This window comes from Variovorax sp. Varisp46, from assembly GCF_059491885.1.
Genome location: NZ_CP168515.1, coordinates 5,030,983 through 5,056,783 on the forward strand (window position 1 = coordinate 5,030,983; position 25,801 = coordinate 5,056,783).

Consider the following 25,801-nt stretch of genomic DNA (forward strand, 5'->3'; position numbering starts at 1 on the left):
GAAAAAGAGCCGCGAGAGACATTCTCTAACAATTGTCTTTAATTGTTGCGCCTCATGCGCGCCCGGCCATTTTGGCCCCCCGGAAGGTGTCCCTTGATGAACAAAAAGCCCCCCTATCGAGTTGCCGCGCATCGCTTCCCTGCGAGCGGCTTCACGCTGATCGAAGTGATGATCACCGTGGCGATCATCGGGATCCTGGCTGCCATCGCGATCCCCAATTATCGGGACTACGTGCTTCGCGGGCAGCTCGTGGATGCCCAGAACGCCCTTTCGACGCTGCGCGCCAACATGGAACGGTTCTTCCAGGACAACCGGACCTACAGCTCCGTCGGCACCACCACGTTCATTTCGCCGTGCGCCGCGCCGCCCGCGGCAGGCAGTTTCACCATTTCCTGCCCGACGCTGACTGCCACGACGTTCACAGCGCAGGCCGTGGGCAGCGGCTCCACCAATGGTTTCACGTTCACCGTAGACCAGCAGAACACCCGCGCCACGACTGCTGCGGGCTCGGGCTGGACAGCCTGCACCACCGGCTGGACAACAAGGAAGTCGGGTTGCTGATGAAGACGCCCATCCATCCGCCGCACGGCGCGCGCGGCTTCACGCTGATCGAGATGATGGTGACGGTGGTGCTGCTGAGCATCCTGATGGCGCTGGCGTTCCCGGCAATGAATGAATGGATACGCAACAGCCGCATACGCACCGTCGCCGACGCGCTGCAGAACGGCCTTCGCCTTGCGCAGACCGAGGCCCTGCGGCGCAGCCGCCAGACCGTGTTCTCGCTGACGGCCGATACGAATCCCTCGGACGGTCTCACCGCCGTGGCCAACGGCGCCAATTGGTCGGTCAACTTCGTGCCGCTCCTCACGGGCGAGGAGAACGCCCCCACGTTCATCGAGGGCGGCGGCCTGACCGGCCTGGCTCCGAACGTGCGGATCACCGGCCCCGCGACGCTGTGCTTCAACTCCCTGGGACGCGTGGTCGACAACCCCACGCCCGGCACCGGCGTGGCATGCAGTGCCGCGGCTGCGGCCTACGACATCACGATTCCCAATGCCGATCGTCCGATGCGCGTGCTGGTCGCCCTTGGCGGGCAAGTGCGCCTGTGCGACCCGGCCAAGACACTTTCCAACACCCAGCCCGACGGATGTCCCGCGTGATGAAACACCAACACCCCACGCCCCCCTCCGCGCGCGCTTCGCAGTCCGGTGTCGCGCTGATCGAAGTCCTCATCTCGATCCTCCTGTTCTCGCTGGGCATCCTGGGCCTGATCGGCCTGCAGGCGCGCGCGATCAGCCTGTCGATCGATGCGGAAGACCGCAACCGCGCCGCCCTGATCGCCAACGATATCGCGACCACCATGTGGACCAAGCGCACAGTGTCGATCGACCCCACGGCCGGAAGCCCTTCGTGGAACGCCCGCGCCAGCAACCCGCAAGCCGGCGGCCTGCCCGGTGGCAGCGTCACGATCACCGCAGACACCACAACCAATACCGCCGACATCCTCATCACCTGGCGCCCCCCCCAGCGCACAAGCAGCGAACAGGACAGCCGCCTCACCACGCGCGTCGCGCTGCCGCTCACACCATGAACGCCAGTTCCAAGCCCTTTGCCCGCGCCGCGCAGCGCGGACTGACGCTGGTCGAACTGCTGGTGGCGCTGGTCATCGGCCTGGTCGTGGTGCTCGCCGTGACCAGCGTCGTCACGGTCGGCGAGACGCACAAGCGCAGCACCACCTCAACCAACGACATGAACCAGAGCGGCTCCTATGCCACCTACATGATCGACCGCGTACTGCGAAGCGCCGGCTCCGGCTTCGCGCAAACCGGAACGCGCGGGCTGTTCGGTTGCCGGCTGAGCGCAGCGCGCAGCATCGGCGGCACCGCCACCACCATCCTGCCGCGAACCGCGTCCGCGTTTCCCGCGCCGTTCGACACGCTGCTCGGCGGCTCAGGGGCCGCCGCGGCGGGCAATCTGCGGCTGGCGCCGTTCCTGATTTCCAAGGGCGCCAACGCCGGCGACTCGGACACCCTCGTGGTCATGGGCGGCAACGCAGCGGCGGGCGACGTGCCGCGCCGCATCCGCTCCGGTTTCCCGGGCAACAACAACCTGCGACTGGACAACACCATCGGCCTTGCCAACGGCGACATCGGACTGGTGAGCCTCGAAGGCACGACCGACTGCCTGATCGAGCAGGTGAACGTGACGGACGCGACGGCATTCGCCGCGGCGGGCAACGAAGTCCTGCCCATGGGCGGGCGCTACTTCACCTCGACCGGCGCCACCAAATCGCTTGCCACGCTCGCGGCGGACGGCACAGCGCTCTTCACGCCACTCGGCAATGTGGGCGCCAACAACCTGCAGTTCCAGCTGATCGGCGTGAACGCCAATCGCACGCTCGTCGCCTATGACCTGCTGCGAGCGGCCGGCACCGGCAGCGACGAGGGCACCGACGCCTCGGCCATGCAGGCGCTGGCCGACGGCGTCGTCGCCATGTACGCGGTGTACGGCGTCGACACCGACAGCAATGGCACCGTCGACACATGGATCGATCCTGCCACCGCGGGCTACACCATCGGCACCCTCATGCTCGCGCCCGACACCATGCGCCACATCGTGGCGGCGCGCGTTGCGCTGGTCATGCGAGGCAGCCTGTTCGAGAAGGAACCCGTCACCCCGGCCAGCCTGACCATCTTCGGCGATCTCGCCGCGGCGAGCCAGCGCACCCTGACCATCGCGACCTCCGACCGGAATTTCCGCTACCGCGTCATCGACACCACCATCCCGCTTCGCAACATGCTGTTGCTGCCCTTCCCATGAAAACACTTTCCAAGATGCACGGCCCGGCGCGCGAGCGCGGCGTGGTGCTGCTGTTCTGCCTGATCATCCTCGTGGTGCTGCTCGCCGGTGGCGTGGCCATCATGCGGTCGACGGGCAACTCGCTCTTTGGAGCCGGCAACCTCGCTTTCAAGCGCGATCTGGTCAACCAGGGCGAGCTCGCCATCGCGAAGGCGATGACGGAGTTCCAGACCGGCGGCGCGCTCGTCCAAACGACTGCGACCGCCGCCAATCTGCCGACGGCGAACTACAGCGCGGTCCAGCTGCAGGCCAATGAACACGGCATCCCGCAGGTTCTGCTGAAGAAGACCACGCTGACCGGGCCCGACGTGGCTGGCAACACCTTCACGCCGACCGGCAGCGCCATCACGGGCAGCGGCGGCGTCACCGTGCGCTACGTGATCGACCGCATGTGCAACACCACTGGCGCTTTCTCGACCATCGGCAAGAGCGGCTGCGTCTATACCCCGTCGAGCACCGAAACGCTGGGCGGCGACCAGAGCCAGCTGAGCACGCCCGGCCCGTCCATTCCCAGTCCGCCCATCTACCGGATCTCCGTTCGCGCCGACGGTCCGCGCGACACGCAGGTATTCCTGCAAGCCTCCTTCACCAAGCCCGAATAGGGCACAGGCGAATCATGAAAACAAGAATTCATTCGTCCGTTCGCGCATTGCGCCGCGCGGGCATCGCCACCGGCCTCGGGCTGGTGCTCTGCAGCACCTTGATCGCCTCGGCGGCCAACCTCGCCAATCAGCCGGTGTTCTCGACCTCGGAGGTTCCGGGCAACCTGGCGCTGGCGCTGTCGGTGGAGTGGCCCACAGCATCGCGCACGGCCCACGTCGGCGACTACTCCAGCGACACCAACTATCTGGGCTACTTCGATCCGGGCAAGTGCTACCTTTACCAGGTCGACACCACCGCCAACGGCGTCAGCACCACCGACAAGGGCGACTCCAGCTACTTCTACCCGGCCGGTGCCGCCACCAACCGCACCTGCACCGGCGCCAACGACGACAAGTGGAGCGGCAACTTCCTGAACTGGGCCTCCACCCCCACCATCGACCCCTTCCGCTGGGCCATGACGGGCGGGCGGCGCGTGGTCGACACGGCCACCACCACCATCCTCGAGAAAGCCTGGCACGGCAATCGCGGCCTGTTCCCCGATCGTACGGTTCCAGCCAGTGCCATTGCAGGCGCCACGCCGTTCAACAGCGCCACCGCGCTGACAACGAGCATCACCAACCGCGGCTTCAAGATGAACATGACCGCCACGGGCGGCAACCGCACGATGACGGCGCAGTATTTCAACAACGTCAACCTCAGCAACCCGGTGATTGCCACCGTCACCGCGGACACTGCCGACCACGACTGGGGCACCGGCGCTCCGGTGGCCGGCATCAATGCCGACAACTTCTCGGCGAGATTCACGGGCACGTATACGGCACCCGAGGCCGGAAACTACACGTTCCGCATCATCAGCGACGACGGCGTTCGGCTCTGGGTCAAGACCGGCAACGGCAACTTCGGCAACAACGACCTGCGCATCGACAACTGGACCGATCACGGACCGACCACCAACGATTCGGCGACCATCGCTCTCACCGCGGGCCAGCAGTTTCGCGTGCAGATCGAGTACTACGAAAAGACCGGCGGCGCAGTAATGCAGTTCCAGTGGCGCACCCCCTCGTCGAACAACACCTTCACGCGATTCACCCAGACCGGGCCAGCCGACGGCGATTTCACGATGCGCGTGAAAGTGTGCGACCCTTCGGCCGCAGCCGGTGGACTCGAAGCCAACTGCAAAGCCTACGGCACCAACTACAAACCCGAAGGCCTGATCCAGAAGTACGCCAACAAGATGCGCTTCAGCGCCTTCGGCTACCTGAACGACAGCAGTGACCAGCGAGACGGCGGCGTGCTGCGTGCCCAGCAGAAATTCGTCGGGCCGAATGCGCCGACACCTGGTCAGGCACCCGCGGCCAACGCGAGCAAGGAGTGGAGCGAGGTCGATGGCACCTTCATCCGCAACCCCGACGCCGCCGATGCGGCCGCGACCACGACGGCGACCGGCGTGGCCATCTCGGACAGCGGCGTGATGAACTACCTGAACAAGTTCGGCCAGATCCTTCCGGGCGACTACAAGAGCTACGATCCGGTCAGCGAGCTTTACTACGCGGTCATGCGGTATTACAGGAACCTCGGCAACGTCGCGGCCTGGAGCTCGATGGGGACTGCCGATGCCCCCACGAAGACCAGCTGGGTCGATGGCTTCCCCGTGATCACCAACTGGGCCGATCCGATCCAGTATTCGTGCCAGCGCAACTTCGTGCTGGGCATCGGCGACATCTACACCCACGTCGACAAGAACGTGGCCGGCAACACCACCTACCGCACCCGCGAGCCCGCCATGCCTGATGAGGTGGCGGCCGACAACACCGTCAACGCGGTCACGGCCACCAACCGCGTCGGCGCGCTGCAGGGCCTGGGCGACCTCGGCAACACCAACGACTACAGCGGCCGCAACAACTCCGCCTACATCGCGGGCCTGGCCTTCGACGCCAACACAAAGGACATCCGTCCCGACGTGGCGGGGCAGGCCAACACGATTGGCAAGCAGACCGTCAGCACCTACTGGGTGGACGTGCTGGAGCAGCCCTTCCAATACAACAACCAGTTCTACCTCGCTGCCAAGTTCGGCGGACTGGACCAGAAGAAGCTGCCGGCCAACTTCGATCCCTACACCTTCGCTGGCACCATTCCGCTGGACTGGTGGTCGACCAGCGGCGAGACGCTGACCGACGCGCGCGCCGCCAACCTGACGCAGCCGCGTCCGGACAACTACTTTGCCGCAGGCCGACCCGACACCATGGTGAGCGGCCTGACGCAAGCCTTCGAGCGCATCGTGAATGCCATCCAGGCGTACACCACTTCGTTCTCGCTCTCGGCCCTGCAGGTTGCGGCCACCGGCTCGGCTTCGTATGCCTCCCAATACGACGCCCAGGACTGGACCGGCGTCGTGAGCGCAAGCAGCATCAGCTTTGCCGCCGACGGCACGCCCTCGCTCACGGCGGCATGGAGCAGTACCGACAAGCTCGCGGCACAGTTCGCCGGCACGGGCTGGAACACCAACCGGCGCATCGCCACCTGGAACGGCACGGCCGGCGTGCCATTCCGCATCGGCAGCCTCACGACCGGCACGGGCAGCCAGGCGGCCGCGCTCGACACGCTCTACGTCAGCGGCGACGACAGCGCCAACTACCTGAACTACCTGCGCGGCGATCGCAGCCAGGAAAAGACGGCGTCCGACGGGACCAAGCCTTACCGGCTTCGAAGCAAGCTACTGGGCGACATCGTCAACTCGAAGGTGAAGCCCGTCGGCCCGCCCGCATCGAGCTACTCCGACGCGGTGAACCCCGGCTACGCAGCCTTCAAGACTGCCAGGGCCGCGCGCCCCACGATGGTCTACGCCGCCGCGAATGACGGCATGCTGCACGCATTCCGCGGCGAACTCACCGGCACCAACGCCGGCCTCGAACAGTTCGCCTATGTGCCGAGCGCCCTCTTCAACGGCCCCAGCTCCCCTGCCACGCCTGCCGCAGATGGCCTGGCCCAACTGGGCAACCCGAACTACCTGCACAAGTACTACGTCGATGCGACGCCCGAGGTGGTCGACGTCGACTTCGCCCGCGCCGGCGGCACCTTCGCGGCCACCGGGTCGAACTGGCATTCGCTGCTGGTGGGCGGCCTCGGAAAGGGCGGCAAGAGCTTCTACGCCATCGACGTGACCGATCCGGCCGCAATGACCGATGAAACCATCGTGGCGGGCAAGGTGCTGTGGGAGTTCACGGATGCGGACATGGGCTTCAGCTACGGCGCGCCCCTGGTCCTGAAGACCAAGCGCTACGGCTGGGTGGTGGTGCTGACCTCGGGCTACCACAACGACAACAGCAGCCACAACGGCTATCTCTACTTCGTGCATCCGCAAACCGGCGCGCTGCTGCAGAAGGTGAGCACCGGCGCGACAGCCAACGGCATGACCCACGCCACGGCCTTCATTTCAGACCTGACCGACGGCACGGCCGACGCAATCTACGTCGGCGACCTCAACGGCCAGCTCTGGCGCTTCGACGTGACCGCCCCCGCGGGCTCGACCGCGGCCTATCCGGCGCCGGCCAAGATCGCCCTCTTCACCGATGGCGCCACGACCCCGAACGCCCAGCCCATCACTTCGCGCCCCCTGGTGCAGATCCAGCCCTCGACCCGCAAGCGCTACGTGATGGTGGGCACCGGACAGCTGCTCGATTCGAGCGACATCAACTCCGCCGCGGCGCAGAGCTTCTATGCCGTCATCGACGGAACCGCCACCGCCTTCAAGCCGGCCGACAGCACGATGCCCGTGACGCGCAGTTCGCTCACCGCGGTCACCGATCTCGTGAGCGGCACCGTCGTACCCACCAGTTCGCCCGGGTGGTACCTCGACCTGGGCACGGAAGGCCGCATCGGCCTGCGCCTGGTGGCGAGCCCGACCTCTTTCAACGGCATCGTGGCGTTCTCTTCGCTGCTCACCAGCGGCGATGCGTGCAGCCCCTCGGGCCAGAGCCGGGTCTACGCCATCGACTTCAACACCGGCCGTACAGTGCTGGCGAGCGGCCTCGCGTACGCGCAGTACAGCACCGCGATCACCGATCTCAAGTTCGTGGGCGTCGACGGCAAGGTGCGCCTGATCTCCGGCGACGTGCGCGGCGACCTGCGCAACGTTGGCTTCACGCCGCCGGCCGGTACCACGCTGCGGCTGCTGAACTGGCGGGAAGTGCCGACGGCGGATTGAGCGCCGCAGCCGAATTGCTTCGGCTGTCGATAGGAGCATGCTCTGTGCCTTGCGCCCCCCGCAGGGGGGACGGCATCGGCAAGGACAAGGTCCACCGGCCTTTTCGAGTTCAGTGTGAGGGCAAGCGTGGCCCGTCATGTACAAGCATGCGCTCGTGAGGGCATACGGATGAGGATCGGCGGCCGACACCACACCTGCATGGCTATACCGCACCGGTCATGCCGAAAGACGGCGTGATCGGGATTGGTCTGCCGTGCAATCACCGCGATACAGGCCGCAGTTTCCCTCCAGGGTCTGCGGCTTTGTCGTTCGTGCTTCCAGATTTGGCGGCTCGGCGGGCGGGCGCGAGCCCGGCCGGTTTCACGCAAGTGGTTGCCAGGGAGATCAACCCGTCGAGCTGCCGCCCCGATTGGTCTCGGGACGGCAGTTTTTGAGAACTGCAATCACTTGAGGCCGTTTATGGCTACATCCGCACGCGCGTCTGCGCATGCTCCTTCATTCCCTGAAGCTTCTGAAACCGCCCGCGCCGAATCTCTCGCACTGCAGGCATGTGATGACATCGACAACCTCCACGCTGTGCGGCGCGCCTACGCGTGCCTGGAAAAACTCATCGCTCCGCAGCACGTCAACGACATGGAGGAGGTCTATCCAACGCGTATCGAATTCAGCGCCCTAGTGGGGTTGGTCAACGAGGAATTGCGGCGGTGCATCGAAGCAGCCGACATCACGATTCAATCGTTGCCTGTTGCGCTAAGCGAAGGCGCGGCGCAATGAACCGGCTCCGATCCGGCTCGTTTGAATTGGGAGGCTACGTTCCCAGAAGATGGCGGCCCACCGGCGGTCTGTCGCAAGCGAGGTGATCAGTGCGCGTACCAGCGAAGGTTAAACTGGAATTGACATTACCTTCCATTGGCAGATCACGAAGCCGCTGATTGAGGGCCAAGTCGCGCATTGACCTCGCCGCCCTGAAATACTGATCCCCGACTTATTTGAAATCGACCTTTAATTCACAAGAAATACGACCTTTACCCTTCTTTTTATTTCACTCTAATGCAAAATGCCTGCCAGACAACATCTGGCAGGCATTTGCGTAAAAATTCAAAGAGAATTATTTAATAAAATCTATTAAATATTCTTTTCGTTTTTCAATTTAGCAATTTAGCAATTTAGCAATTTAGCAATTTAGCAATTTAGCGGCATTCGGCAGGAGCGAATTTGGCGGACAAAGTTCCAGCGGTAATGCTCGTCAACCCACGGCTAGTTGCAGTTGCATTGGTCACCGTGGCGCAAGCCCAGTCAATGGCGCCAGACACGGTATCGACGGGCGCTGCCTTTTGAACATTCGGGGTAAACACGATGGTCTTCTTGTCTTCACCGGTCGGAATACCATTACCTGCAGTTGCGGCGACTGCCACGTGAATCGCCCAAGGCGTAGCTTCATCGACAGTAATATCATCAATGAACTTAGATTGCTTTTCCGCTTTTGCTTTGGTGTTATACGACTTTGCTGCGGCAATCAATCCAGCTGTATTGTCGGTTTGAAATGCTTCGCTGAGGAGAACCTTGACCGCAGAACCCGCGATAACAGCTTCGCTGATTTTCGCTCGGACCGTGTAGTCTTGATAAGCCGGCAGAGCCACAGCAGCCAAAATACCAATGATCGCCACAACGATCATCAATTCGATAAGGGTGAAACCCTTTTGCACGTTACGTGCGATGGAACGACGGTTCATTCACTAACTCCAGGTTGGTTGGTTGTTACGCCCGGGAACCTGCCCGGAGCGAGGTACCTTCCGCAGCATCCGTGCCACCCGTTCGCGGGGCCCTCAACTGACCGAACCCGTCACCTTCGATCACTTCAGCGTTACACCATGTGACACAACTTGCTTCGAGATGCTACCGGAGTGACAAATTTGTCATGCCCCGCACCCCTCGCGGTCAGAAAGTCAGCACCCCATCCGCCTTCAACCAGCGAATATCCCGCTGCGCCAACCCCGCCACCTGCTCGACCGCCAGCGCCTCGATCTGGCTCATGATCTCGTCCGTCTCCGCCGGCTTGGTGTGCGTGATGTAGATCGGGTATTGCTTCCCCGGCTCGATGTGCGTCAGCTCATCGGCCAGCACCGCAGGCGACAGATGCAGGCTGCGCTCGGCCAGCGCCTGTTCTCGGCTGCTGAAGGCCGTTTCAATCACCAGCATCGCCACGTCGATCGCATTCACGCGCTCCCAGAACGGCGCGTTGCGCTCTGTGTCGCCGCTGAAGACCCAGTGGGCGCCGCCTTCGGCCCGCCGCACGGCAAAGCCGCAGGCCGGCACCGTATGAACCGCCGGCAGCACCTCGACGAGCTTGGGCTCGCGGCTCCCCAGGTGCAGCATCTGCCCCACCGCGATGTCGTGAAAGCTCACGAAGGGCGCCTCGGCGCTGGGAATGCTCTCGAAATTCGGCCAGATGACGTTGTTGAACACGTGCGTGCGCAGCGCCTCGATGGTGGCGCGCAGCGCATGCACGCGCAGGGGCCGGATACGGCGGCTGCCGACGGCGTCGAGCATCAGCGGCAGGGCGGCGATGTGGTCGAGGTGGCTGTGCGTGAGCACGACATCGTCGATGCGGGCCATCTCTTCGAGCGTAAGGTCGCCGACACCGGTGCCCGCATCGACGAGCAGGTCCGTGTCGACCAGGAACGAGGTGGTGCGGCAGTCTTTGGCGATGGCGCCCGAGCAACCCAGCACACGAACCTGCATTGTGAGAGACCCCTCGTATGTGTCTGCCGTCATTTGGTTTCGAACCGGGTTGCACCGTCCCAATCAGGGTCCTGCGGGCGCAACGCCATTGAGGCTAAACGCTGGGCGTAGAGCTGGTAAAGGACTTTTTTTGCATCCGCGGCGAGCAGGGGAGCCAGCAAGTTTCGGCCCACCGCCCAGTCCTGCCGGCGGTAGGCCGCGAGCACTTCGCTCCAGCGGTCGAGCAACTGCTGCGTCTCTTTCGCCGCTTCGGGCGTGTGCGCGGCCAGGGGCGTAAAAACGGCAACGGCTTGTGCCTTGCCTTTGACGAGCACGCTGTCGAGCTCTTGCCAGATGTAGCCGGGCGCCAGCTCGCGGGTGGCGCCGCTGGCGACGATTTCCATTCCGTAGTGCCCACTCAGGCCCTCGAGGCGGGATGCGAGGTTGACCGCATCGCCGACCACGGTATAGCTGCGGCGCGCGGTGGAGCCCATGTCGCCCACGCTCATCACGCCGCTGTTGATGCCGATGCCCACGCTGATCTCGGGGCGGCCGCTGGCGCGGTGGATGCGGTTGATGTCGTGCACGGCATCGGCCATGTCGAGCGCGGCGCGCACGGCGAGGGTGGCGTGGTCGGGCGTGTCGATGGGCGCGCCCCAGAAGGCCATGACGCAGTCGCCCATGTACTTGTCGACGGTGCCGCGGTGGGCGCTGATGACGTTGGTGAGCCGGCTGAAGACGGTGTTGAGAAAGGCCTGCAGCTCGGCCGGCGCCATCTGCTCCGACAGGCGGGTGAAGTCGCGCATGTCGCAGAACATGACGGTCATGGGCTTGCTCTCGGCGCGCATGCTGTAGCGGTCGGGGTGCGCCATCATTTCGTTGACGAGCTGGGGCGGCACGTAGGTGCCGAAAAGCCGTACCAGGCCGCGCCGCGCGCGCGATTCGACGAGGTAGCCCCAGCTCATGTTGAGCGCGAAGGCAAGCGCCGTCATGGCCAGGGCCGACGCCAGCGGCAGCACGAGGCCGTGGCTCGCGTACAGCCAGGTGTTGAGGCCGATCAGCACGGCGATCGCCCCCGCGGCCAGCAACACGGCGCGCGGCGCCGGCAGCAGCGACAGCCCGAAGGCCAGCACGAGCCCCGTCACGGCGACCATCAGCGTCTCGTAGCCCGAGGCGTAGTCGGGCACGCTGAGCAGCCGATGGTCGAGCAGGCCGGAGACGATGTTGGCATGCACTTCCACGCCCGGAAATGCGGCCTCGACCGGCGTGGCGCGCAGGTCTTGCAGGCCTGGGGCGGTGGCGCCCACGAGCACGATCTTGCCCTTCAGTTCGCCCGGCCCGAGCCGGCCCTCGAGCACGTCGGCGGCGGACACATAGCGGAACGACCCGCCGTCGGCACCGCCGGGGCCGCGGAACGGCACCTGCATGCTGCCCGTTGCGTCGACCGGTATGCGCAGGGGGCCCACTCGCAGCGATTCGAGCTGCGGCTTGGCGCCGCCGGGCGCAAAGGCGGGCTGCACGGGCGGCAATCCGTTTGCGAGGCGGTAGACCGCGAGCGCGAGCGATTCGTAGTAGCCCGGCTGCGCCTTGTCGCCCTCGTAGCGGGCGATGAGCGGCACGCTGCGAATGACGCCGTCGCCGGTGGCGCCAACCAGCGTATTCAGGAATCCCGCAATGGGCGCGGCCTGCGCCAGCGCCGGCAGGCTGGCTCCGAAGCCATTCCAGTTGGTGGCGTAAATGCCGCGCGGGGGGAACGCCCCCTCCGGCAACGAGGGGGCAGGAGGCAGCTGTCCCTTGGCGCTCGGCATCTCGGTCCGCGTGAAGTAGTAGCCCAGCGCCACGCGCTGGCCTTCGAGCGCCGCGGCGAGCGTGGCATCGTGATCGAGCGAGGGTGCAAGCCGCTCGACCTCGGCGGCCAGGCCCGGCATGCCGCCCAGCGGCCCGCTGGCGATTTCCCGCAGCCTGTCGAGGCCGGAGCTGCGGTCCGGTTCGAGGAACATGACGTCGAAACCGAGCACGGCCGCCTGCTGGCGGGCCATCAGTTCCGTGGTGAGACGGGCGATCTTGTCGCGCGCCCAGGGCCACTGCCCCTGGCGTGCCAGGCTGGCGTCGTCGACGTCGACGATCACGACGCGCGCATCGAACGTGCCCGGCATGGTGGCACGCAGGCGGATGTCGTAGATCAGCCGATCAAGGCGTTCGAGTGCGCTCAGCTGCCACGCGCCGGTGGCATGCGCCAGCGCCAACAGCACCGGCAGCAACGTGATGGCGATGCGCGGCCAGTGCCGTCGAAGCCCTTTCACGGCGCTGCACTCGTATGGGCTTTGCCGCAACAGGCCGGAAGAAAAAGCGGCTCAGATGCGCACGAACTGCATGCGTGTGGCACCGCCGAGCTCGAGCACGTCGTGCTCCTGCAGCGCGACCGCCTCGGCCCCCAGTTGCTGGCCGTTGAGCATGACGCGTCCTTCGACACCCGCGGCCACGTAGCCCACGCGCCGGCGCGTGACCACCGCCACCGCGACACCGGGCTTGCCGATGGTGGTGACGACCTTCTGCAGCGCGACGTCCTGCCCCTCGTTGGCGCCGGAGAGCACGCGCAGCACCGGAACGCCGAGTTCGACCAGCGCGCCCGATTCCGTGGGTGCCGACGACAGGGGCATGTTCCCCGACAGGAACTCGGCCGATGCGGTGCGGACCGAGCTGGCGCTGACGGCCAGGTTGCTGCGCGCGCGGAAATGGATGCGGCAGCCGCCGACCTCGACGACATCGTTGTCCTTGAGCGTCTGCTTCTGGATGGCGAGCGCATTGACGTAGGTGCCGTTGGTGCTGTTGAGATCTTCAATTTCGACTTCGCCACCGCTCATGTGCAGCACGGCGTGTTCGCCGCTGACCGCCAGATTGTCGATCACGATGTCGTTGTAGGCACGGCGTCCCAGTGTCGTGCGCTCCTTGGCAAGCGCCACTTGCCCGATGACAACGCCATCGACCGAAATGATCATCCTCGGCATTGCCGACCCCCGGTATCCAAAGCTTGAAAGACGACAAGCGCATCGGCGTGATGCCGCCGGGGCCTGCTACCTGTCCGTGCGAGGCGCCTATGCAACGCTCGCGCCGGCCAGGACAACAGAGATGTTGTCCCGTCCGCCATTCTCGTTGGCAATTTCAACCAAAAGTGATGCTTTTTTCTGAAGCCCGACATCGTGTCCTAGAAGCGTGAAAAGCTGCTCGTCCGAAACCATCTCGCTGAGCCCGTCGGAGCAGAGCATATAGAGATCGCCCGGTCTTGCGCTGTGTTCGTGCATTTCCAGCAAGACCTGGGCCTCCACGCCCACGGCGCGGGTCACCAGGTTGCGCGTGGGCGAATTCAGGGCTTCCTCGGCGGTGATGGCGCCGGCGTCGAGCTGCTGCTGGCGCAGCGAGTGATCACGCGTGAGCAGTTCCAGCTTGTTGTTGCGCACGCGGTAGCACCGCGAGTCGCCGATGTGGCCGACCACCACGCGCTGCGGCCGGAATGCCGCCAGCACCAGGGTCGTTCCCATGCCCTGCAGTTCGGGGTTGGTCGTGCCGGCATGCAGGATCGAGCCGTTGGCCTCGTCCGTGGCTGCCTGCAGCGCCCGCCGGACCACGCGGGCAGGCGCCTGCATCCCGGCCTGGGTGAACCAGCGGCCGAAGCTGGCGTGCATCAGGGAGACGGCCATCGCGCTGGCCACTTCGCCGCCCTTGTAGCCGCCCATGCCATCGGCCAGCAAGGCCAGCCCGAGGGCGGGGTCCACGTGCACGGCGTCCTCGTTATGGGCGCGCGTTCGCCCGACGTCGGTCAGGGAGGCGAATTCCCAGGTCAGCGCGGGGCGAGTGGAGAACATGGAAACGCCGACACTCGCCATGGTTTGTCAGTACTGACTTCTTGAAAACTCAATGAGCAGTGGCACGTGCGCGCCGTTGCAGCAAGCGGCCGCCAGCCACGACGAACACCGCACCGGCAGCAGCCGCCGCGTAGTGCAACCAGGGATTGGCCGCCAACGTGTCGCGCAGAATCGCGTCCTGCACGATGGTTTCGCCGCCGACCCAGCCGATCAGCGCAGCACCCAGCATGACGATGATCGGGAAGCGTTCCATGAGCTTGATCATGAGCGTGCTGCCGAAAATCACCAAGGGAATGCTGATCGCCAGGCCGAGGACCAGCAGCACCATGCTGCCCTGCGCGGCGGCCGCGACGGCAATCACGTTGTCCAGGCTCATCACCAGGTCGGCCAGCAGGATGGTGCGCACCGCGGCCATCATGCTGCCGTATTCCTTGGACTCGCCCTCGCCCTCGTCTTCCTCGCTCAGCAGCTGCAGGCCGATCCACAACAGCAGCAGGCCGCCGATGATCTGCAGGTAAGGCAGGGCGAGCAGCTTGGCTGCCACCACCGTGAGCACGATACGCAGCACCACGGCCGCGCCCGAGCCGAAGAGCACGGCCTTTTTCTGCTGCGCCGGCGGCAACGACCGCGCCGCCATGGCGATCACCACCGCGTTGTCCCCCGACAGGATGATGTTGATCCAGACGATCTTGAGCAGACCCAGCCAGAAATCGGTGCTTTGAAGAATTTCCATGTCTCTGATCCCACTGTGTTTTATTGAAAAAAGCGCCCGCAATCGAGTGCGGGCGCTTTTCTGTTTCTGCGTGGTCCTCTCATGACCCGGCTCTGCGGCCGGTGTCGCGGGGCCGTCTCTTAGAGCTGCGCCTTGAGCAGCTTGGCCAGTTCCGAGAAGTTGCGCGTCACGGTGAAGCCGCATTCTTCCATGATGGCCAGCTTGGCATCGGCCGTGTCGGCACCGCCCGAGATCAGCGCGCCGGCGTGGCCCATGCGCTTGCCGGGAGGGGCGGTGACACCGGCGATGAAGCCGACGACCGGCTTCTTCATGTGCTCCTTGCACCAGCGGGCTGCGTCAGCTTCGTCGGGGCCGCCGATTTCGCCGATCATGATGACCGCGTCGGTGTCCGGATCGTCGTTGAAGGCCTTCATCACGTCGATGTGCTTCAGGCCGTTGATCGGGTCGCCGCCGATGCCGACTGCCGACGATTGGCCCAGGCCGATTTCGGTCAGTTGAGCCACGGCTTCGTACGTCAGCGTGCCCGAACGGGAGACCACGCCGATGCGGCCCTTGCGGTGGATGTGGCCGGGCATGATGCCGATCTTGATTTCGTCGGGCGTGATGAGGCCGGGGCAGTTCGGGCCCAGCAGCAACGTCTTCTTGCCGCCGGCCGCTTCCTTGGCCTTCATCTTGTTGCGCACTTCGAGCATGTCGCGAACGGGAATGCCCTCGGTGATGCAGATCGCCAGGTCCAGGTCGGCCTCGACGGCTTCCCAGATGGCGGCCGCGGCGCCTGCCGGCGGCACGTAGATCACCGACACGGTGGCGCCGGTCTGCGAAGCAGCTTCCTTCACCGAACCGAAGATCGGGATGTTGAAGATCGACTCGCCGGCCTTCTTCGGGTTCACGCCCGCCACGAAGGCGTTCTTGCCGTTCGCGTATTCCTGGCACTTTTCGGTGTGGAACTGGCCGGTCTTGCCGGTGATGCCTTGCGTGATGACTTTGGTGTCTTTGTTGATGTAGATCGACATGACTTGTTCCTTAGGCCTTCTTGACTGCTGCCACGACCTTCTGGGCCGCTTCCGCCATGGTGTCGGCGCTGATGATCGGCAGGCCCGAATCGGCCAGCAGCTTCTTGCCTTCGACTTCGTTGGTGCCCTTCATGCGAACGACCAGCGGCACTTGCAGGTTCACGGCCTTGCAGGCCGCGATCACGCCGGTGGCGATGGTGTCGCACTTCATGATGCCGCCGAAGATGTTCACGAGGATGGCTTCCACGTTCTTGTTCTTCAGCATGATCTTGAAGGCTTCGGTGACCTTCTCGGGGGTGGCGCCGCCGCCCACGTCCAGGAAGTTGGCCGGCTCGCCGCCGAACAGCTTGATGGTGTCCATGGTGGCCATGGCCAGGCCGGCACCGTTCACCAGGCAGCCGATGTTGCCGTCGAGGCTGATGTAGGCGAGGTCGAACTTCGAGGCTTCCACTTCGGCCGCGTCTTCTTCGTCGAGGTCGCGCAGGGCCACGATTTCGGGGTGGCGGAACAGCGCGTTGCTGTCGAAGTTGAACTTGGCGTCCAGCGCCATGACCTTGCCCTTGCTGTCACGGTTGAGCGGGTTGATCTCGACCAGCGAGGCGTCCGTCTCCATGTAGCAGGTGTAGAGCTTCTTGAGGATGTCGACCGTCTGGGCGGTCGAATCGGCGGGCATGCCGATGCCGTCGGCGATCTGCTTGGCCTGTTCGTCGGTCAGGCCCTTTTCGGGGTCTGCGAACACGGTGATGATCTTCTCGGGCGAGGAGTGGGCCACTTCCTCGATGTCCATGCCGCCTTCGCTCGAAGCGATGAAGGCCACCTTCTGGGTGGCGCGGTCGGTCACGGCCGAGACGTAGTATTCCTTGTTGATGTCGGCGCCGTCTTCGATGTAGAGGCGGCGGACCTTCTGGCCTTCGGGGCCGGTCTGGTGCGTCTTGAGCTGCATGCCGAGGATTTCGCCGGCGAGCTTCTTGACGTCTTCGATGGACTTGGCGACTTTGACGCCGCCGCCCTTGCCGCGGCCACCCGCGTGGATCTGGGCCTTGACGACCCAGACCGGGCCTCCAAGTTTCTGGGCGGCTTCGACAGCCTCCTGAACCGTATAGGCCGGGATGCCGCGCGGCACCGGCACGCCGAACTTGGCAAGGATTTCCTTGCCTTGGTACTCGTGAATCTTCATGAGGGATGTCTCTCGGAAGGAGGAGGTTGAGAACAGGAGATCTGGGGTCTGAGGCTTCGTTGGCTCTGTTGCTCGCGGGCGACGGCAGCCTGACGGCTGGGGGCGGCGAACAACCGCGGACTGTATCATGGTGCGCCGCACCAATACCGTACGCGGGTTTGCGGTCAATACGTACTTTCTTCTAGCCACCCGAGCACACTCCATCATGGCCAAGGTTTTCATCGACGGCGAAGCCGGTACCACCGGCCTGCAGATTCGCGAACGGCTCCAGGCGATGCCGCAGATCGAACTCGTGAGCATCGCGCCCGAGCTGCGAAAAGACGCCAATGCCAAGCGCGACCTGATGGCCGGCGTCGACCTGGTGGTGCTGTGCCTGCACGACGACGCGGCGCGCGAATCGGTCGCACTGATCGATCAGCTGCCCGGCAGGAAGCCCAAGATCATCGACGCCTCCACGGCGCACCGCATCGCCCCGGGTTGGGTGTTCGGCTTCCCCGAACTGGTGGAAGGCCACTGGCAGGCCGTGGCCAAGGCCGAGCGCGTCGGCAACCCGGGCTGCTACGCCACCGGCGCCATCGCCATGGTGCGTCCGCTGGTCGACGCGGGCCTGCTGCCCGCCGATTTCCCGATCTCGCTGCCATCGGTGAGCGGCTACTCGGGCGGCGGCCGGACCATGATCGAGGCCCATGAAAAGGGCGAAGCCCCGCTGTTCGAGACCTACGCGCTGGGCCTGAAGCACAAGCACATCCCCGAAATCATGACCTACACCGGCCTCACCCGCCGGCCGGTCTTCATCCCGTCGGTGGGCAACTTCAAGCAGGGCATGCTGGTGCAACTGCCGCTGCACCTCGACCTGCTCCCGGGCAAGCCGAAGGCCGGCGACCTGCAGGACGCGCTGGCCGCGCACTACGCGCGCAGCAACACGCCCGAAAAATTCGTGAAGGTGCTGCCGCCCACCGAGGACGGCAAGCTCGATGCGTTGGCGCTCAACGACACCAACGAGCTCGAGATCCGCGTGTTCCCGAACGAAGACCACCGCCATGCCGTGGTGATCGCCCGCCTCGACAACCTCGGCAAGGGCGCCAGCGGCGCCGCGGTGCAGAACCTGAAGCTGATGCTGGCGCTCTGAGCGCCGCGCTTCCTCGTCAGTTCACCAGCCAGAGTCCGACGCCCAGCAGCGCCGCGTGCGCGCCCAGCGCGATGTAGAGCGGCTTGCGCGAGGGTGTCGCCATGTCCTGCAGCGTCTCGCGGATGCGGCGCGTGAGCAAGGCACGCAGGGCCGGGTCCTGCGCAGCGCCCTCGCCCACCGGCGGCTCGCCATGCTCGGCGCGGCTTTGCTGCCACTCGGCGAGCATCTCGCTCAACGGCAGCCGCTCGAGCACGAAGCTCACCACCGAGCGCACCGCCCTGCCCTCGCCCAGCACCGGCGCGAGCTGCTTGCTCAAGGCATCGACCGACAGCCATTCGGCTGCGCGCTGCAGGGTGCCGTGGGCACGCGGCATCGCCTCGATGCGCCCGGCAATCGCGCCGCCGAGCCGCTGCGACACGGCCTCCCCGCGCGCCGCGACCAGGTGCTGCATTGCACGCGCGCGGCCCTGCTGCACGCCGAGCATCGCGTAGACGGCCACGAACAGCAGCAGCAAAACGGCCACCAGCAGCGGCGGCGAGGTGACGAGCGCAAGGATGGCGCCAGCCCCACCGGCACGCGCCGCCGTGTTGCCCGGCCCGTGCAGTTGGCCCAGATAGAAGAAGAAAACGCCGCCGCCCAGAATCAGGCCGAGGAGACTGCCCTTGATCACGGAGCCGGCGAAGGAAAGGCCGGCCTTGGCGCCGGTGCGAACGAGAGACGGCTGGCCGATGGGCTCAGGTGACACGGAAAAGCTCCTCCAAAAGTGACGGCCGGTCCTTCTTGTGGGCTGCAGTGCGAGCTGCCGGCGCGCGGTGGATCATGCCATTGGCGCTCCACACCATAATCGCGCACCCATCTACACGAGGAGGATTCCATGGCCATCAAATTCCAGAAGCCGACCGCGGCATTCGTCGCCGCTTCCTGGGCCGCGCTGCTCATCGGCGCCATCGTCTACCTGATCGGGCTGTGGAACGCCTCCATGCAGCTCAACGAGAAGGGCTACTACTTCACCATCCTGATGTACGGCCTGTTCTCCGCCGTGTCGCTGCAGAAGACCGTGCGCGACCGCCTCGAAGGCACGACAGTGACCGGCATCTACTACGGCCTGTGCTGGATCTCGCTGCTGCTGTCGGTCGCCCTGCTCGCCGTCGGCCTGTTCAATGCCACGCTGGCTGCCAGCGAGAAGGGCTTCTATGCCATGGCATTCCTGCTGAGCCTGTTCGGTGCGGTCGCGGTGCAGAAGAATGTGCGCGACATCGCCGCGCACAAGAGCGAGACGCCCTCGCTCGACGAAGTGCCCGAAGCGAACTGATCCAGCCTGCCTCGGGACGATCGCGCAGCGTCATTCGCCGGCCTCATCGAAATCGCTCCTGAGCACCTTCGACACGACGGCACCTGAAAAGCCCCGCGCCATCAGGAACCGCATCTGCTTCGCCCGCTCCTTCGCATCGGCGGGCGGGGCGTCGAAGCGGCGCCGCCACAGGGCGGTGGCGCGCTCGACTTCGGTGTCTTGCAACCCGGCCACCGCCTCGGCAATGGCCTCGGGCGCGATGCCCTTGGCCTGCAGTTCCTGCTTGACGCGCAGCGCACCCGAGCGGGCGGCGCGCTGGTTGAGCACCGAGGCCACCACGCGCGGCTCGCTGATGAAGTCCTTTGCGGCCAGTTCGTCGAGCGCCTTCGCCAGCGTGCCGGGCTCTTCTTCATGCCTGGCCAGCTTGCGCTCCAGTTCCGCGCGCGAATGTTCGCGCTGGCTCAGCAGGCGCAGTGCGCGGCCTTTGAGGGACGGGGCGTTGAATGCCATGCGGGGGTCGCTCGCGCGGCCCCCGGGGAGCCGCGCCTGTACTTACTCGCCCTTGTCGGCCTTGTCCGCCTTCGCAGCCTTCTGCGGCTTCTCGGGCGTGGCGCCGGCATCGGCGGCCAGCAGCGGGATGCCCAGCGATTCGCGCACCTTGTTCTCGATCTCGCGCGACAGCTCGGGGTTCTCGCGCAGGAACTCGCGGGCGTTGTCTCGGCCCTGGCCGATCTTCTCGCCGTTGTAGGCGTACCAGGCGCCCGACTTGTCGACGATCTTGGCCGTGACGCCCATGTCGATGATCTCGCCCTCGCGGCTGATGCCCTCGCCGAACAGGATGTCGAACTCGGCAGTCTTGAACGGCGGCGACACCTTGTTCTTCACCACCTTCACCTTGGTTTCGTTGCCGATGGCCTCGTCGCCCTTCTTGATGGTGCCGATGCGGCGGATGTCCAGGCGCACCGAGGCGTAGAACTTCAGCGCATTGCCGCCGGTGGTGGTTTCGGGCGAACCGAACATCACGCCGATCTTCATGCGGATCTGGTTGATGAAGATGACCATGCAGTTGGTCTTCTTGATGGTGGCGGTGAGCTTGCGCAGCGCCTGGCTCATCAGGCGGGCCTGCAGGCCGGGCAGCGAGTCGCCCATCTCGCCTTCGATTTCGGCCTTGGGCGTGAGCGCGGCGACGGAGTCGACCACGATCAGGTCAACAGCGCCCGAGCGCACCAGGGAGTCGACGATTTCGAGCGCCTGCTCGCCGGTGTCGGGCTGGCTGATGAGCAGGTCGGACAGGTTCACGCCGAGCTTCTGGGCGTATTGCACGTCGAGCGCGTGCTCGGCATCGACGAAGGCGCAGGTGCCGGCCTGCTTCTGCATGGCGGCGATGACCTGCAGCGTGAGCGTGGTCTTGCCCGAGGATTCAGGGCCGTAGATCTCGATGACGCGGCCGCGCGGCAGGCCGCCGACGCCCAGCGCGATGTCCAGGCCCAGCGAACCGGTGGAGACCACCTGGATGTCTTCGAGCGCCTCGCCTTCGCCGAGCCGCATGATCGTGCCCTTGCCGAACTGCTTTTCGATCTGGGCCAGTGCGGCCTGGAGGGCCTTGGCCTTTTCACTGTTGGCGACCGAGATGCTTGCGCCCTTGACGACTGCGTCCATGTGGAAACTCCTTGAATATCAACGGTTTGTGTTGGGTTTCAATCCATCTGCTTTTAATTACAGGCTGGATGCTTGAACAGTAGTGTAGAGGTTCATTGACTCGAGTAAACCCATTTTTTGGTCAGTTTGCTTTACCATTTGGCGCCATGTCCGAAGCCGCGTTCCCGACCGATCCCGACGCCTGGCGCCAGACCCACCTGGGCCGCCTGCTGGGCCACGCGATGCGCCGCTTCGACGAGCGCGTGCTGGAGCTGATGGCACATGACGTCGGCGTGCCGCTGGCACTGTCGAACCTCGCGGCGCGCGCGCAGGTGAGTGCGGCGCACATCCACATCACGCGCCATCTGGCACGCGAAGGCTCGCGCCTGACCGAACTGGCAGAGCGCGCCGGCATCACCAAGCAGGCCATGGGCGCGCTGGTCGACCAGTGCGAAGCCTGGGGGCTGGTGACGCGCGGGCCCGACCCGCTGGACGCGCGGGCGCGGCGCGTGCTGTTCACGGCCGACGGCCTGGCCTGGCTCGACGCCTTCCGCAGTGCGGTGACGCAGGCCGAAGGCGAGTTCCGCGCCAGCGTGGGAAACGACATTGCCACCGTGGTAACCATCGGACTCGAAGCCTATACGGCGGGCTAGACTCCCAGGCGGAGACCAACGCGCGCCAACGGGCGCCGACACAGCCGGAGGTGGCGCATATGCGGATTCTGATTGCCGAAGACGACCAGGTGCTGGCCGATGCCCTGCTGCGCAGCCTGCGCACCTCGGGCGCGGCGGTCGACCACGTGGCGAACGGCTCGCAGGCCGACACCGCCCTCATGACGCACGACGAATTCGACCTGCTGATCCTCGATCTCGGGCTGCCCAACCTGCACGGCATCGAGATCCTCAAGCGCCTGCGCGCGCGCGGTTCGCAGCTGCCGGTGCTGGTGCTCACGGCGGCCGACAGCGTGGAGGAACGCGTCAAGGGCCTGGACCACGGCGCCGACGACTACATGGCCAAGCCCTTCAGCCTGCAGGAGCTCGAGGCGCGCGTACGCGCCCTCACCCGGCGCGGCATGGGCACCACCAGCAACACGATCCGCCACGGCCCGCTGGTCTACGACCAGGCCGGCCGCGTGGCGACCATCGACGGCAAGATGATCGAGCTGTCGGCACGCGAACTCGGCCTGCTCGAAGTGCTGCTGCAGCGCGCCGGCCGGCTGGTGAGCAAGGACCAGCTGGTCGACCGCCTGTGCGAATGGGGCGAGGAGGTGAGCCTCAACGCCATCGAGGTCTACATCCACCGCCTGCGCAAGAAGATCGAGAAGGGTCCCGTGCGCATCGCGACGGTGCGCGGGCTGGGCTACTGCCTCGAGAAGATCCAGCCCTGATGCTCCTTGCCAAGCGCGAAGCCTTGGGGCAAGCCCAGTGAAGCTTTTCCAGCGCGCGCAGCGCTCCCTGTTCGGCGAGATCCTCGACTGGATGCTCACGCCGCTTCTGCTGCTGGTGCCCGTGAGCATCGGCGTCACGTGGCTGGTGGCGCAGGGCATTGCCAACGCGCCCTTCGACCGCGCGCTCGAACACAACGTGAAGGCCCTGGCCGAGCTGGTGACGGTGAAGGACGGGCACACGCAGTTCGTGCTGTCGCAGTCGGCGCGCGAGATCCTGCGGGCCGACGACACCGGCCACGTGTACTACCAGCTGTTCGACGGGCACGACACGCTGCTGAGCGGCGAGCGCGACATTCCGCTGCCCGGGCTCGACGAGCCGCTGCCGCCCGGCCAGGTGTTCCTGCACAACAGCGACGTGCACGGCAAGCCGGTGCGCGTGGCCTCCCTGTGGATCGCCAGCGGCGCCGAGGACGTGCCGCCCTCGCTGCTGCAGCTGGCCGAGACGCGCGAGAAGCAGTCGGTGCTCGCGGCCGAGATCATCAAGGGCGTGCTGCTGCCGCAGTTCGCGATCCTGCCGCTGGCGGTGTTGCTGATCTGGCTGGCGCTGGTGCGCGGCATCAAGCCGCTGTCGGTGGTGGAGGCGCGCATCCGCGAGCGGCGCCCGGGCGACCTGAGCCCGCTCGACGAATCGTCGGTGCCGCAGGAAGTGGTGCCGCTGGTGTCCTCGGTCAACGAGCTGCTGGACAAGCTCAACGATTCGATCGGCACGCAGAAGCGATTCCTGGCCGACGCGGCGCATCAGTTGAAAACGCCGCTGGCAGGCCTGCGCATGCAGGCCGACCTGGCGCAGCGCGAAGGCGCCAATGCCGACGAACTGAAGCAGTCGCTCAAGCAGATCGGCCGTGCGAGCAAGCGCGCCACGCACACCGTGAACCAGCTGCTGTCGCTGGCTCGCGCCGAGGGCAACAGCGCCAACGCGCACCACCAGCCCTGCGACCTGGCGCGGCTCACCATCGAGGTGGTGCGCGAGGCCGTGCCGCGCGCGATCGAGAAGCGCATCGACCTGGGCTACGACGGCGCCGAGGCCGGGGCGCCGGGCGTGGTGTTCGACGGCAACGCGACGCTGCTGAAGGAGCTGGTGCGCAACCTCGTCGACAACGCGATCAACTACACGCCCTCGACGCCGCAGCGCCCGGGACTGATCACCGTGCGCGTGCTGGCCGACCCCTTCGGCCACGTGCTGCTGCTGCAGGTGGAAGACAACGGCCCCGGCATCGCCGAGAGCGACCGCGAGCTGGTGTTCGAGCCCTTCTACCGCGTGCTCGGCAACGAGGCCGACGGCTCGGGGCTGGGGCTGCCGATCGTGCTGGAGATCGCGAACCAGCACCGCGCGCAGGTGAAGCTGGAGGATGCGCATCCCGGCAAGCAGCCGCCGGGCGCGCTGTTCACGGTGCGCTTCGAGAGCGAGACGCCCTCCTGACCCGCTGGATCAGGGCGTCGGCGCGCCGGTTCTAGCTTCCTTGCGGATCTGCAGCCATTCAGGATGGATCTGCCGCGCCACGCGCTGCGGCTCGCGTTCGCCGAGCGCGGCGGGCGCCAGGCCGAAGCCGGCGAGCTCGCCGCGCGCCCACAGGAAATAGCCGGCGTTGGCAATCAGCAGAACGACGAGCAACAGGCGCAGCTTCATGCGGATCAGAACCCCATGCCGCGAGGGCGCACGCTGACTTCGTCGCTGGAGACCAGTTGCAGGCCGGCGTCGGTGCGCACCTGCAGCTCGCCGCCCCAGGCCACGCCTTCGCACAGCCCGGCGGTGCCGTCGCTGAGCGCCACTTCGCGGCCGCGCAGCACGTCGCGTGCGGCAAAGCGCTCGGCGAACGGCGCGAAGCCCCTGGCCTCGAAGTCGAGCACGCTGCGCACCAGCGGCTCGGCCAGTTCGTGCAGCACCTCGGGCGCGGTGGCCTCGGGACGCCACTGGCGCAGCCAGGCCGGCGGCGTGCGCATGCCATCGGCTTCGCGCGCGCCGATGTTGATGCCGATGCCGATCACGAGGTAGCGCGACGCATCCGGCCGGCCGGTGGACGGCAGCGCGGTCTCGATGAGGATGCCGGCCAGCTTGCAGTCGCCGACCCACACGTCGTTGGGCCACTTGAGGCCGGTCTTGTGAACGCCCGAGGGGTCGAGGCTTTCGGCCACGGCAACGCCGACGGCCAGCGACAGGCCCGACCAGTCGGTCGGCGCGAGCGGCAGGCCGAGAGAGAAGGTCAGCGACGCGGGCTCTTCGTTCTGCTGCGCGCTCTGCCAGGGCCGCCCAAGGCGGCCGCGCCCCGCAGTCTGGCGCTCGGCCACGAGCAGCACGGGCTCGACACGGCCGGCGCGCGCGCGGCGCATCAGCTCGGTGTTGGTGGAATCGATTTCGGCCACGGCCTCGACGGCGAAGCCGGGCAGCAGCGGCGCAACCGCCGCGGCGATCCGGTCTTCGAACCAGTCGGCCGTTGTGCTGCTGCTCATGGTCAGTCCTTGTCGGACTTGTCTTTCTTCGCGGACTTCTTTTCCGATTTTTTGTCGGCTTTTTTCTCGGCCTTCTTTTCAGCCTTCTTCGCTTCTTTTTTCTCGGCCTTTTTCTTTTCGGCCTTCCTGGCTTTCTTCTTCTTTTTCTTCTCGTCGTCCTTGGGCGTCAGCAGCGTGCCGCGGCACTGCTCCGAGCCGCACCAGCAGGGAAACTCGGACAGGAGTTTCGGCGTGTACGGCTCGTCGATGATCAGGCCGTAGTCGTAATTGAGTTCTTCGCCCGCAGAGATGTTTCGCAGCGCCTTGATATAAACGCGCCCATCGACTTCGTCTGCTTCGCAATTCGGTTCGCACGAGTGATTGATCCAGCGCGCATCGTTGCCCTTGACGTTGCCGTCGATCACACGCCCGTCGTCGATGTGGAAGTAGAAGGTGTGGTTCGGCTGGGCCGGGTCGTGCGGATGGCGGCGCAGCGCCTCTTTCCAGCTGATGACCTCGCCCTTGTATTCGATCAGCGTCTCGCCTTCGGCCAGGTCCTGCACGGCGAAGACACCGTTGCCGTGGACATCCGAGCGCCGCATCTGGATGCGGCGGCCGGCGGAAAGTGGGGATTTGGAAGGCATCGCCGAAGTCTGTTAGTTTGAATATGCACACATGCGCGTGTGCGCGTGTGCA

Annotated in this window: 26 protein-coding genes; 12 read left to right on the top strand and 14 right to left on the bottom strand. The window is 65.7% G+C overall.

The window, feature by feature from the left end:
• The first annotated feature begins 96 nt into the window (after window positions 1–96).
• The 7 genes from ACEN9N_RS23870 (at window position 97) to ACEN9N_RS23900 (ending at window position 8,440) form a co-directional block, all read left to right on the top strand.
• Window positions 97–561 carry a type IV pilin protein gene (locus ACEN9N_RS23870; protein ID WP_007828760.1) on the top strand — a complete coding sequence of 155 codons (465 nt, stop codon included), beginning with the start codon at window positions 97–99 and terminating at the stop codon, window positions 559–561.
• Window positions 561–1,160, top strand: coding sequence for a GspH/FimT family pseudopilin (locus ACEN9N_RS23875; protein WP_413314225.1), 600 nt, complete (start codon window positions 561–563; stop codon window positions 1,158–1,160). Before ACEN9N_RS23870 ends, ACEN9N_RS23875 begins: the two co-directional genes overlap by 1 nt.
• Complete coding sequence (gene pilV, locus ACEN9N_RS23880) at window positions 1,160–1,591, top strand: type IV pilus modification protein PilV (RefSeq protein WP_413314224.1); 432 nt, start codon at window positions 1,160–1,162, stop codon at window positions 1,589–1,591. The genes ACEN9N_RS23875 and pilV overlap by 1 nt, the downstream gene beginning before the upstream one ends.
• Entirely contained in the window at window positions 1,588–2,820 is a 1,233-nt protein-coding gene (locus tag ACEN9N_RS23885) for a PilW family protein (RefSeq protein WP_413314223.1), read from the top strand. Before pilV ends, ACEN9N_RS23885 begins: the two co-directional genes overlap by 4 nt.
• Window positions 2,817–3,461, top strand: a complete 645-nt coding sequence (locus tag ACEN9N_RS23890; protein ID WP_007828748.1) for a pilus assembly PilX family protein — start codon at window positions 2,817–2,819, stop codon at window positions 3,459–3,461. Before ACEN9N_RS23885 ends, ACEN9N_RS23890 begins: the two co-directional genes overlap by 4 nt.
• A 14-nt stretch (window positions 3,462–3,475) precedes the next feature.
• Window positions 3,476–7,666, top strand: coding sequence for a PilC/PilY family type IV pilus protein (locus ACEN9N_RS23895; protein WP_495654666.1), 4,191 nt, complete (start codon window positions 3,476–3,478; stop codon window positions 7,664–7,666).
• A 459-nt stretch (window positions 7,667–8,125) separates the two neighbouring features.
• Complete coding sequence (locus tag ACEN9N_RS23900) at window positions 8,126–8,440, top strand: hypothetical protein (RefSeq protein ID WP_495654667.1); 315 nt, start codon at window positions 8,126–8,128, stop codon at window positions 8,438–8,440.
• A 416-nt stretch (window positions 8,441–8,856) separates the two neighbouring features.
• Here ACEN9N_RS23900 and ACEN9N_RS23905 read toward each other — a convergent pair whose 3' ends face one another.
• From ACEN9N_RS23905 to sucC, 8 genes are all read right to left on the bottom strand, one after another.
• Window positions 8,857–9,399 carry a pilin gene (locus tag ACEN9N_RS23905; RefSeq protein WP_495654668.1) on the bottom strand — a complete coding sequence of 181 codons (543 nt, stop codon included), beginning with the start codon at window positions 9,397–9,399 and terminating at the stop codon, window positions 8,857–8,859.
• A 205-nt stretch (window positions 9,400–9,604) separates the two neighbouring features.
• Window positions 9,605–10,408: a 3',5'-cyclic-nucleotide phosphodiesterase gene (locus tag ACEN9N_RS23910; protein ID WP_478178934.1), complete on the bottom strand. Its 804-nt coding sequence runs from the start codon at window positions 10,406–10,408 to the stop codon at window positions 9,605–9,607.
• Window positions 10,409–10,437: 29 nt separating this feature from the next.
• A complete protein-coding gene (locus ACEN9N_RS23915) occupies window positions 10,438–12,690 on the bottom strand; it encodes a CHASE2 domain-containing protein (RefSeq protein WP_495654669.1) in 2,253 nt (750 codons plus the stop codon).
• Window positions 12,691–12,741: 51 nt separating this feature from the next.
• A complete protein-coding gene (locus tag ACEN9N_RS23920) occupies window positions 12,742–13,395 on the bottom strand; it encodes an FHA domain-containing protein (RefSeq protein WP_495654670.1) in 654 nt (217 codons plus the stop codon).
• Window positions 13,396–13,482: 87 nt separating this feature from the next.
• A complete protein-coding gene (locus ACEN9N_RS23925; RefSeq protein WP_495654671.1) occupies window positions 13,483–14,271 on the bottom strand; it encodes a Stp1/IreP family PP2C-type Ser/Thr phosphatase in 789 nt (262 codons plus the stop codon).
• A 28-nt stretch (window positions 14,272–14,299) separates the two neighbouring features.
• Window positions 14,300–14,983: a TerC family protein gene (locus ACEN9N_RS23930; protein ID WP_495654672.1), complete on the bottom strand. Its 684-nt coding sequence runs from the start codon at window positions 14,981–14,983 to the stop codon at window positions 14,300–14,302.
• A gap of 119 nt (window positions 14,984–15,102) precedes the next feature.
• Window positions 15,103–15,996 (bottom strand): succinate--CoA ligase subunit alpha, encoded by an 894-nt coding sequence (sucD, locus tag ACEN9N_RS23935; RefSeq protein ID WP_007828710.1) that lies wholly within the window; start codon window positions 15,994–15,996, stop codon window positions 15,103–15,105.
• Window positions 15,997–16,006: 10 nt separating this feature from the next.
• Window positions 16,007–17,173, bottom strand: coding sequence for an ADP-forming succinate--CoA ligase subunit beta (gene sucC, locus ACEN9N_RS23940; RefSeq protein ID WP_007828709.1), 1,167 nt, complete (start codon window positions 17,171–17,173; stop codon window positions 16,007–16,009).
• Window positions 17,174–17,378: 205 nt separating this feature from the next.
• Here sucC and argC point away from each other — a divergent pair, with 205 nt between their 5' ends.
• Window positions 17,379–18,302, top strand: coding sequence for an N-acetyl-gamma-glutamyl-phosphate reductase (gene argC / locus ACEN9N_RS23945; RefSeq protein ID WP_413314212.1), 924 nt, complete (start codon window positions 17,379–17,381; stop codon window positions 18,300–18,302).
• Window positions 18,303–18,318: 16 nt separating this feature from the next.
• Here argC and ACEN9N_RS23950 read toward each other — a convergent pair whose 3' ends face one another.
• Complete coding sequence (locus ACEN9N_RS23950; RefSeq protein WP_495654673.1) at window positions 18,319–19,047, bottom strand: hypothetical protein; 729 nt, start codon at window positions 19,045–19,047, stop codon at window positions 18,319–18,321.
• Window positions 19,048–19,176: 129 nt separating this feature from the next.
• Here ACEN9N_RS23950 and yiaA point away from each other — a divergent pair, with 129 nt between their 5' ends.
• Window positions 19,177–19,614: an inner membrane protein YiaA gene (gene yiaA, locus ACEN9N_RS23955; RefSeq protein ID WP_007828706.1), complete on the top strand. Its 438-nt coding sequence runs from the start codon at window positions 19,177–19,179 to the stop codon at window positions 19,612–19,614.
• Between the two features lie 30 nt (window positions 19,615–19,644).
• On the opposite strand, the gene recX is transcribed toward yiaA, so the two are convergent.
• Entirely contained in the window at window positions 19,645–20,103 is a 459-nt protein-coding gene (gene recX / locus ACEN9N_RS23960; RefSeq protein WP_007828704.1) for a recombination regulator RecX, read from the bottom strand.
• Between the two features lie 42 nt (window positions 20,104–20,145).
• On the bottom strand, window positions 20,146–21,252 hold the full coding sequence (gene recA, locus ACEN9N_RS23965; protein WP_007828702.1) for a recombinase RecA: 1,107 nt from the start codon (window positions 21,250–21,252) through the stop codon (window positions 20,146–20,148).
• Window positions 21,253–21,398: 146 nt separating this feature from the next.
• On the opposite strand from recA, the gene ACEN9N_RS23970 reads away from it, so the two are divergent.
• From ACEN9N_RS23970 to ACEN9N_RS23980, 3 genes are read left to right on the top strand one after another with little or no spacing between them, the layout of a single operon-like run.
• A complete protein-coding gene (locus tag ACEN9N_RS23970) occupies window positions 21,399–21,884 on the top strand; it encodes a MarR family winged helix-turn-helix transcriptional regulator (protein WP_495654674.1) in 486 nt (161 codons plus the stop codon).
• A 59-nt stretch (window positions 21,885–21,943) separates the two neighbouring features.
• Window positions 21,944–22,618 (top strand): response regulator transcription factor, encoded by a 675-nt coding sequence (locus ACEN9N_RS23975; RefSeq protein WP_007828698.1) that lies wholly within the window; start codon window positions 21,944–21,946, stop codon window positions 22,616–22,618.
• 37 nt (window positions 22,619–22,655) lie between these two features.
• The gene (locus ACEN9N_RS23980) at window positions 22,656–24,098 is read left to right on the top strand and encodes a sensor histidine kinase (RefSeq protein WP_413314206.1); all 1,443 of its coding nucleotides are present in this window, start codon (window positions 22,656–22,658) and stop codon (window positions 24,096–24,098) included.
• 9 nt (window positions 24,099–24,107) lie between these two features.
• On the opposite strand, the gene ACEN9N_RS23985 is transcribed toward ACEN9N_RS23980, so the two are convergent.
• From ACEN9N_RS23985 to ACEN9N_RS23995, 3 genes are read right to left on the bottom strand one after another with little or no spacing between them, the layout of a single operon-like run.
• On the bottom strand, window positions 24,108–24,305 hold the full coding sequence (locus ACEN9N_RS23985) for a sporulation protein (protein WP_413314204.1): 198 nt from the start codon (window positions 24,303–24,305) through the stop codon (window positions 24,108–24,110).
• Window positions 24,306–24,310: 5 nt separating this feature from the next.
• Window positions 24,311–25,126: a biotin--[acetyl-CoA-carboxylase] ligase gene (locus ACEN9N_RS23990; protein WP_495654675.1), complete on the bottom strand. Its 816-nt coding sequence runs from the start codon at window positions 25,124–25,126 to the stop codon at window positions 24,311–24,313.
• A 2-nt stretch (window positions 25,127–25,128) separates the two neighbouring features.
• Entirely contained in the window at window positions 25,129–25,749 is a 621-nt protein-coding gene (locus ACEN9N_RS23995) for an SET domain-containing protein (RefSeq protein WP_495654676.1), read from the bottom strand.
• Between the last annotated feature and the right edge of the window lie 52 nt (window positions 25,750–25,801).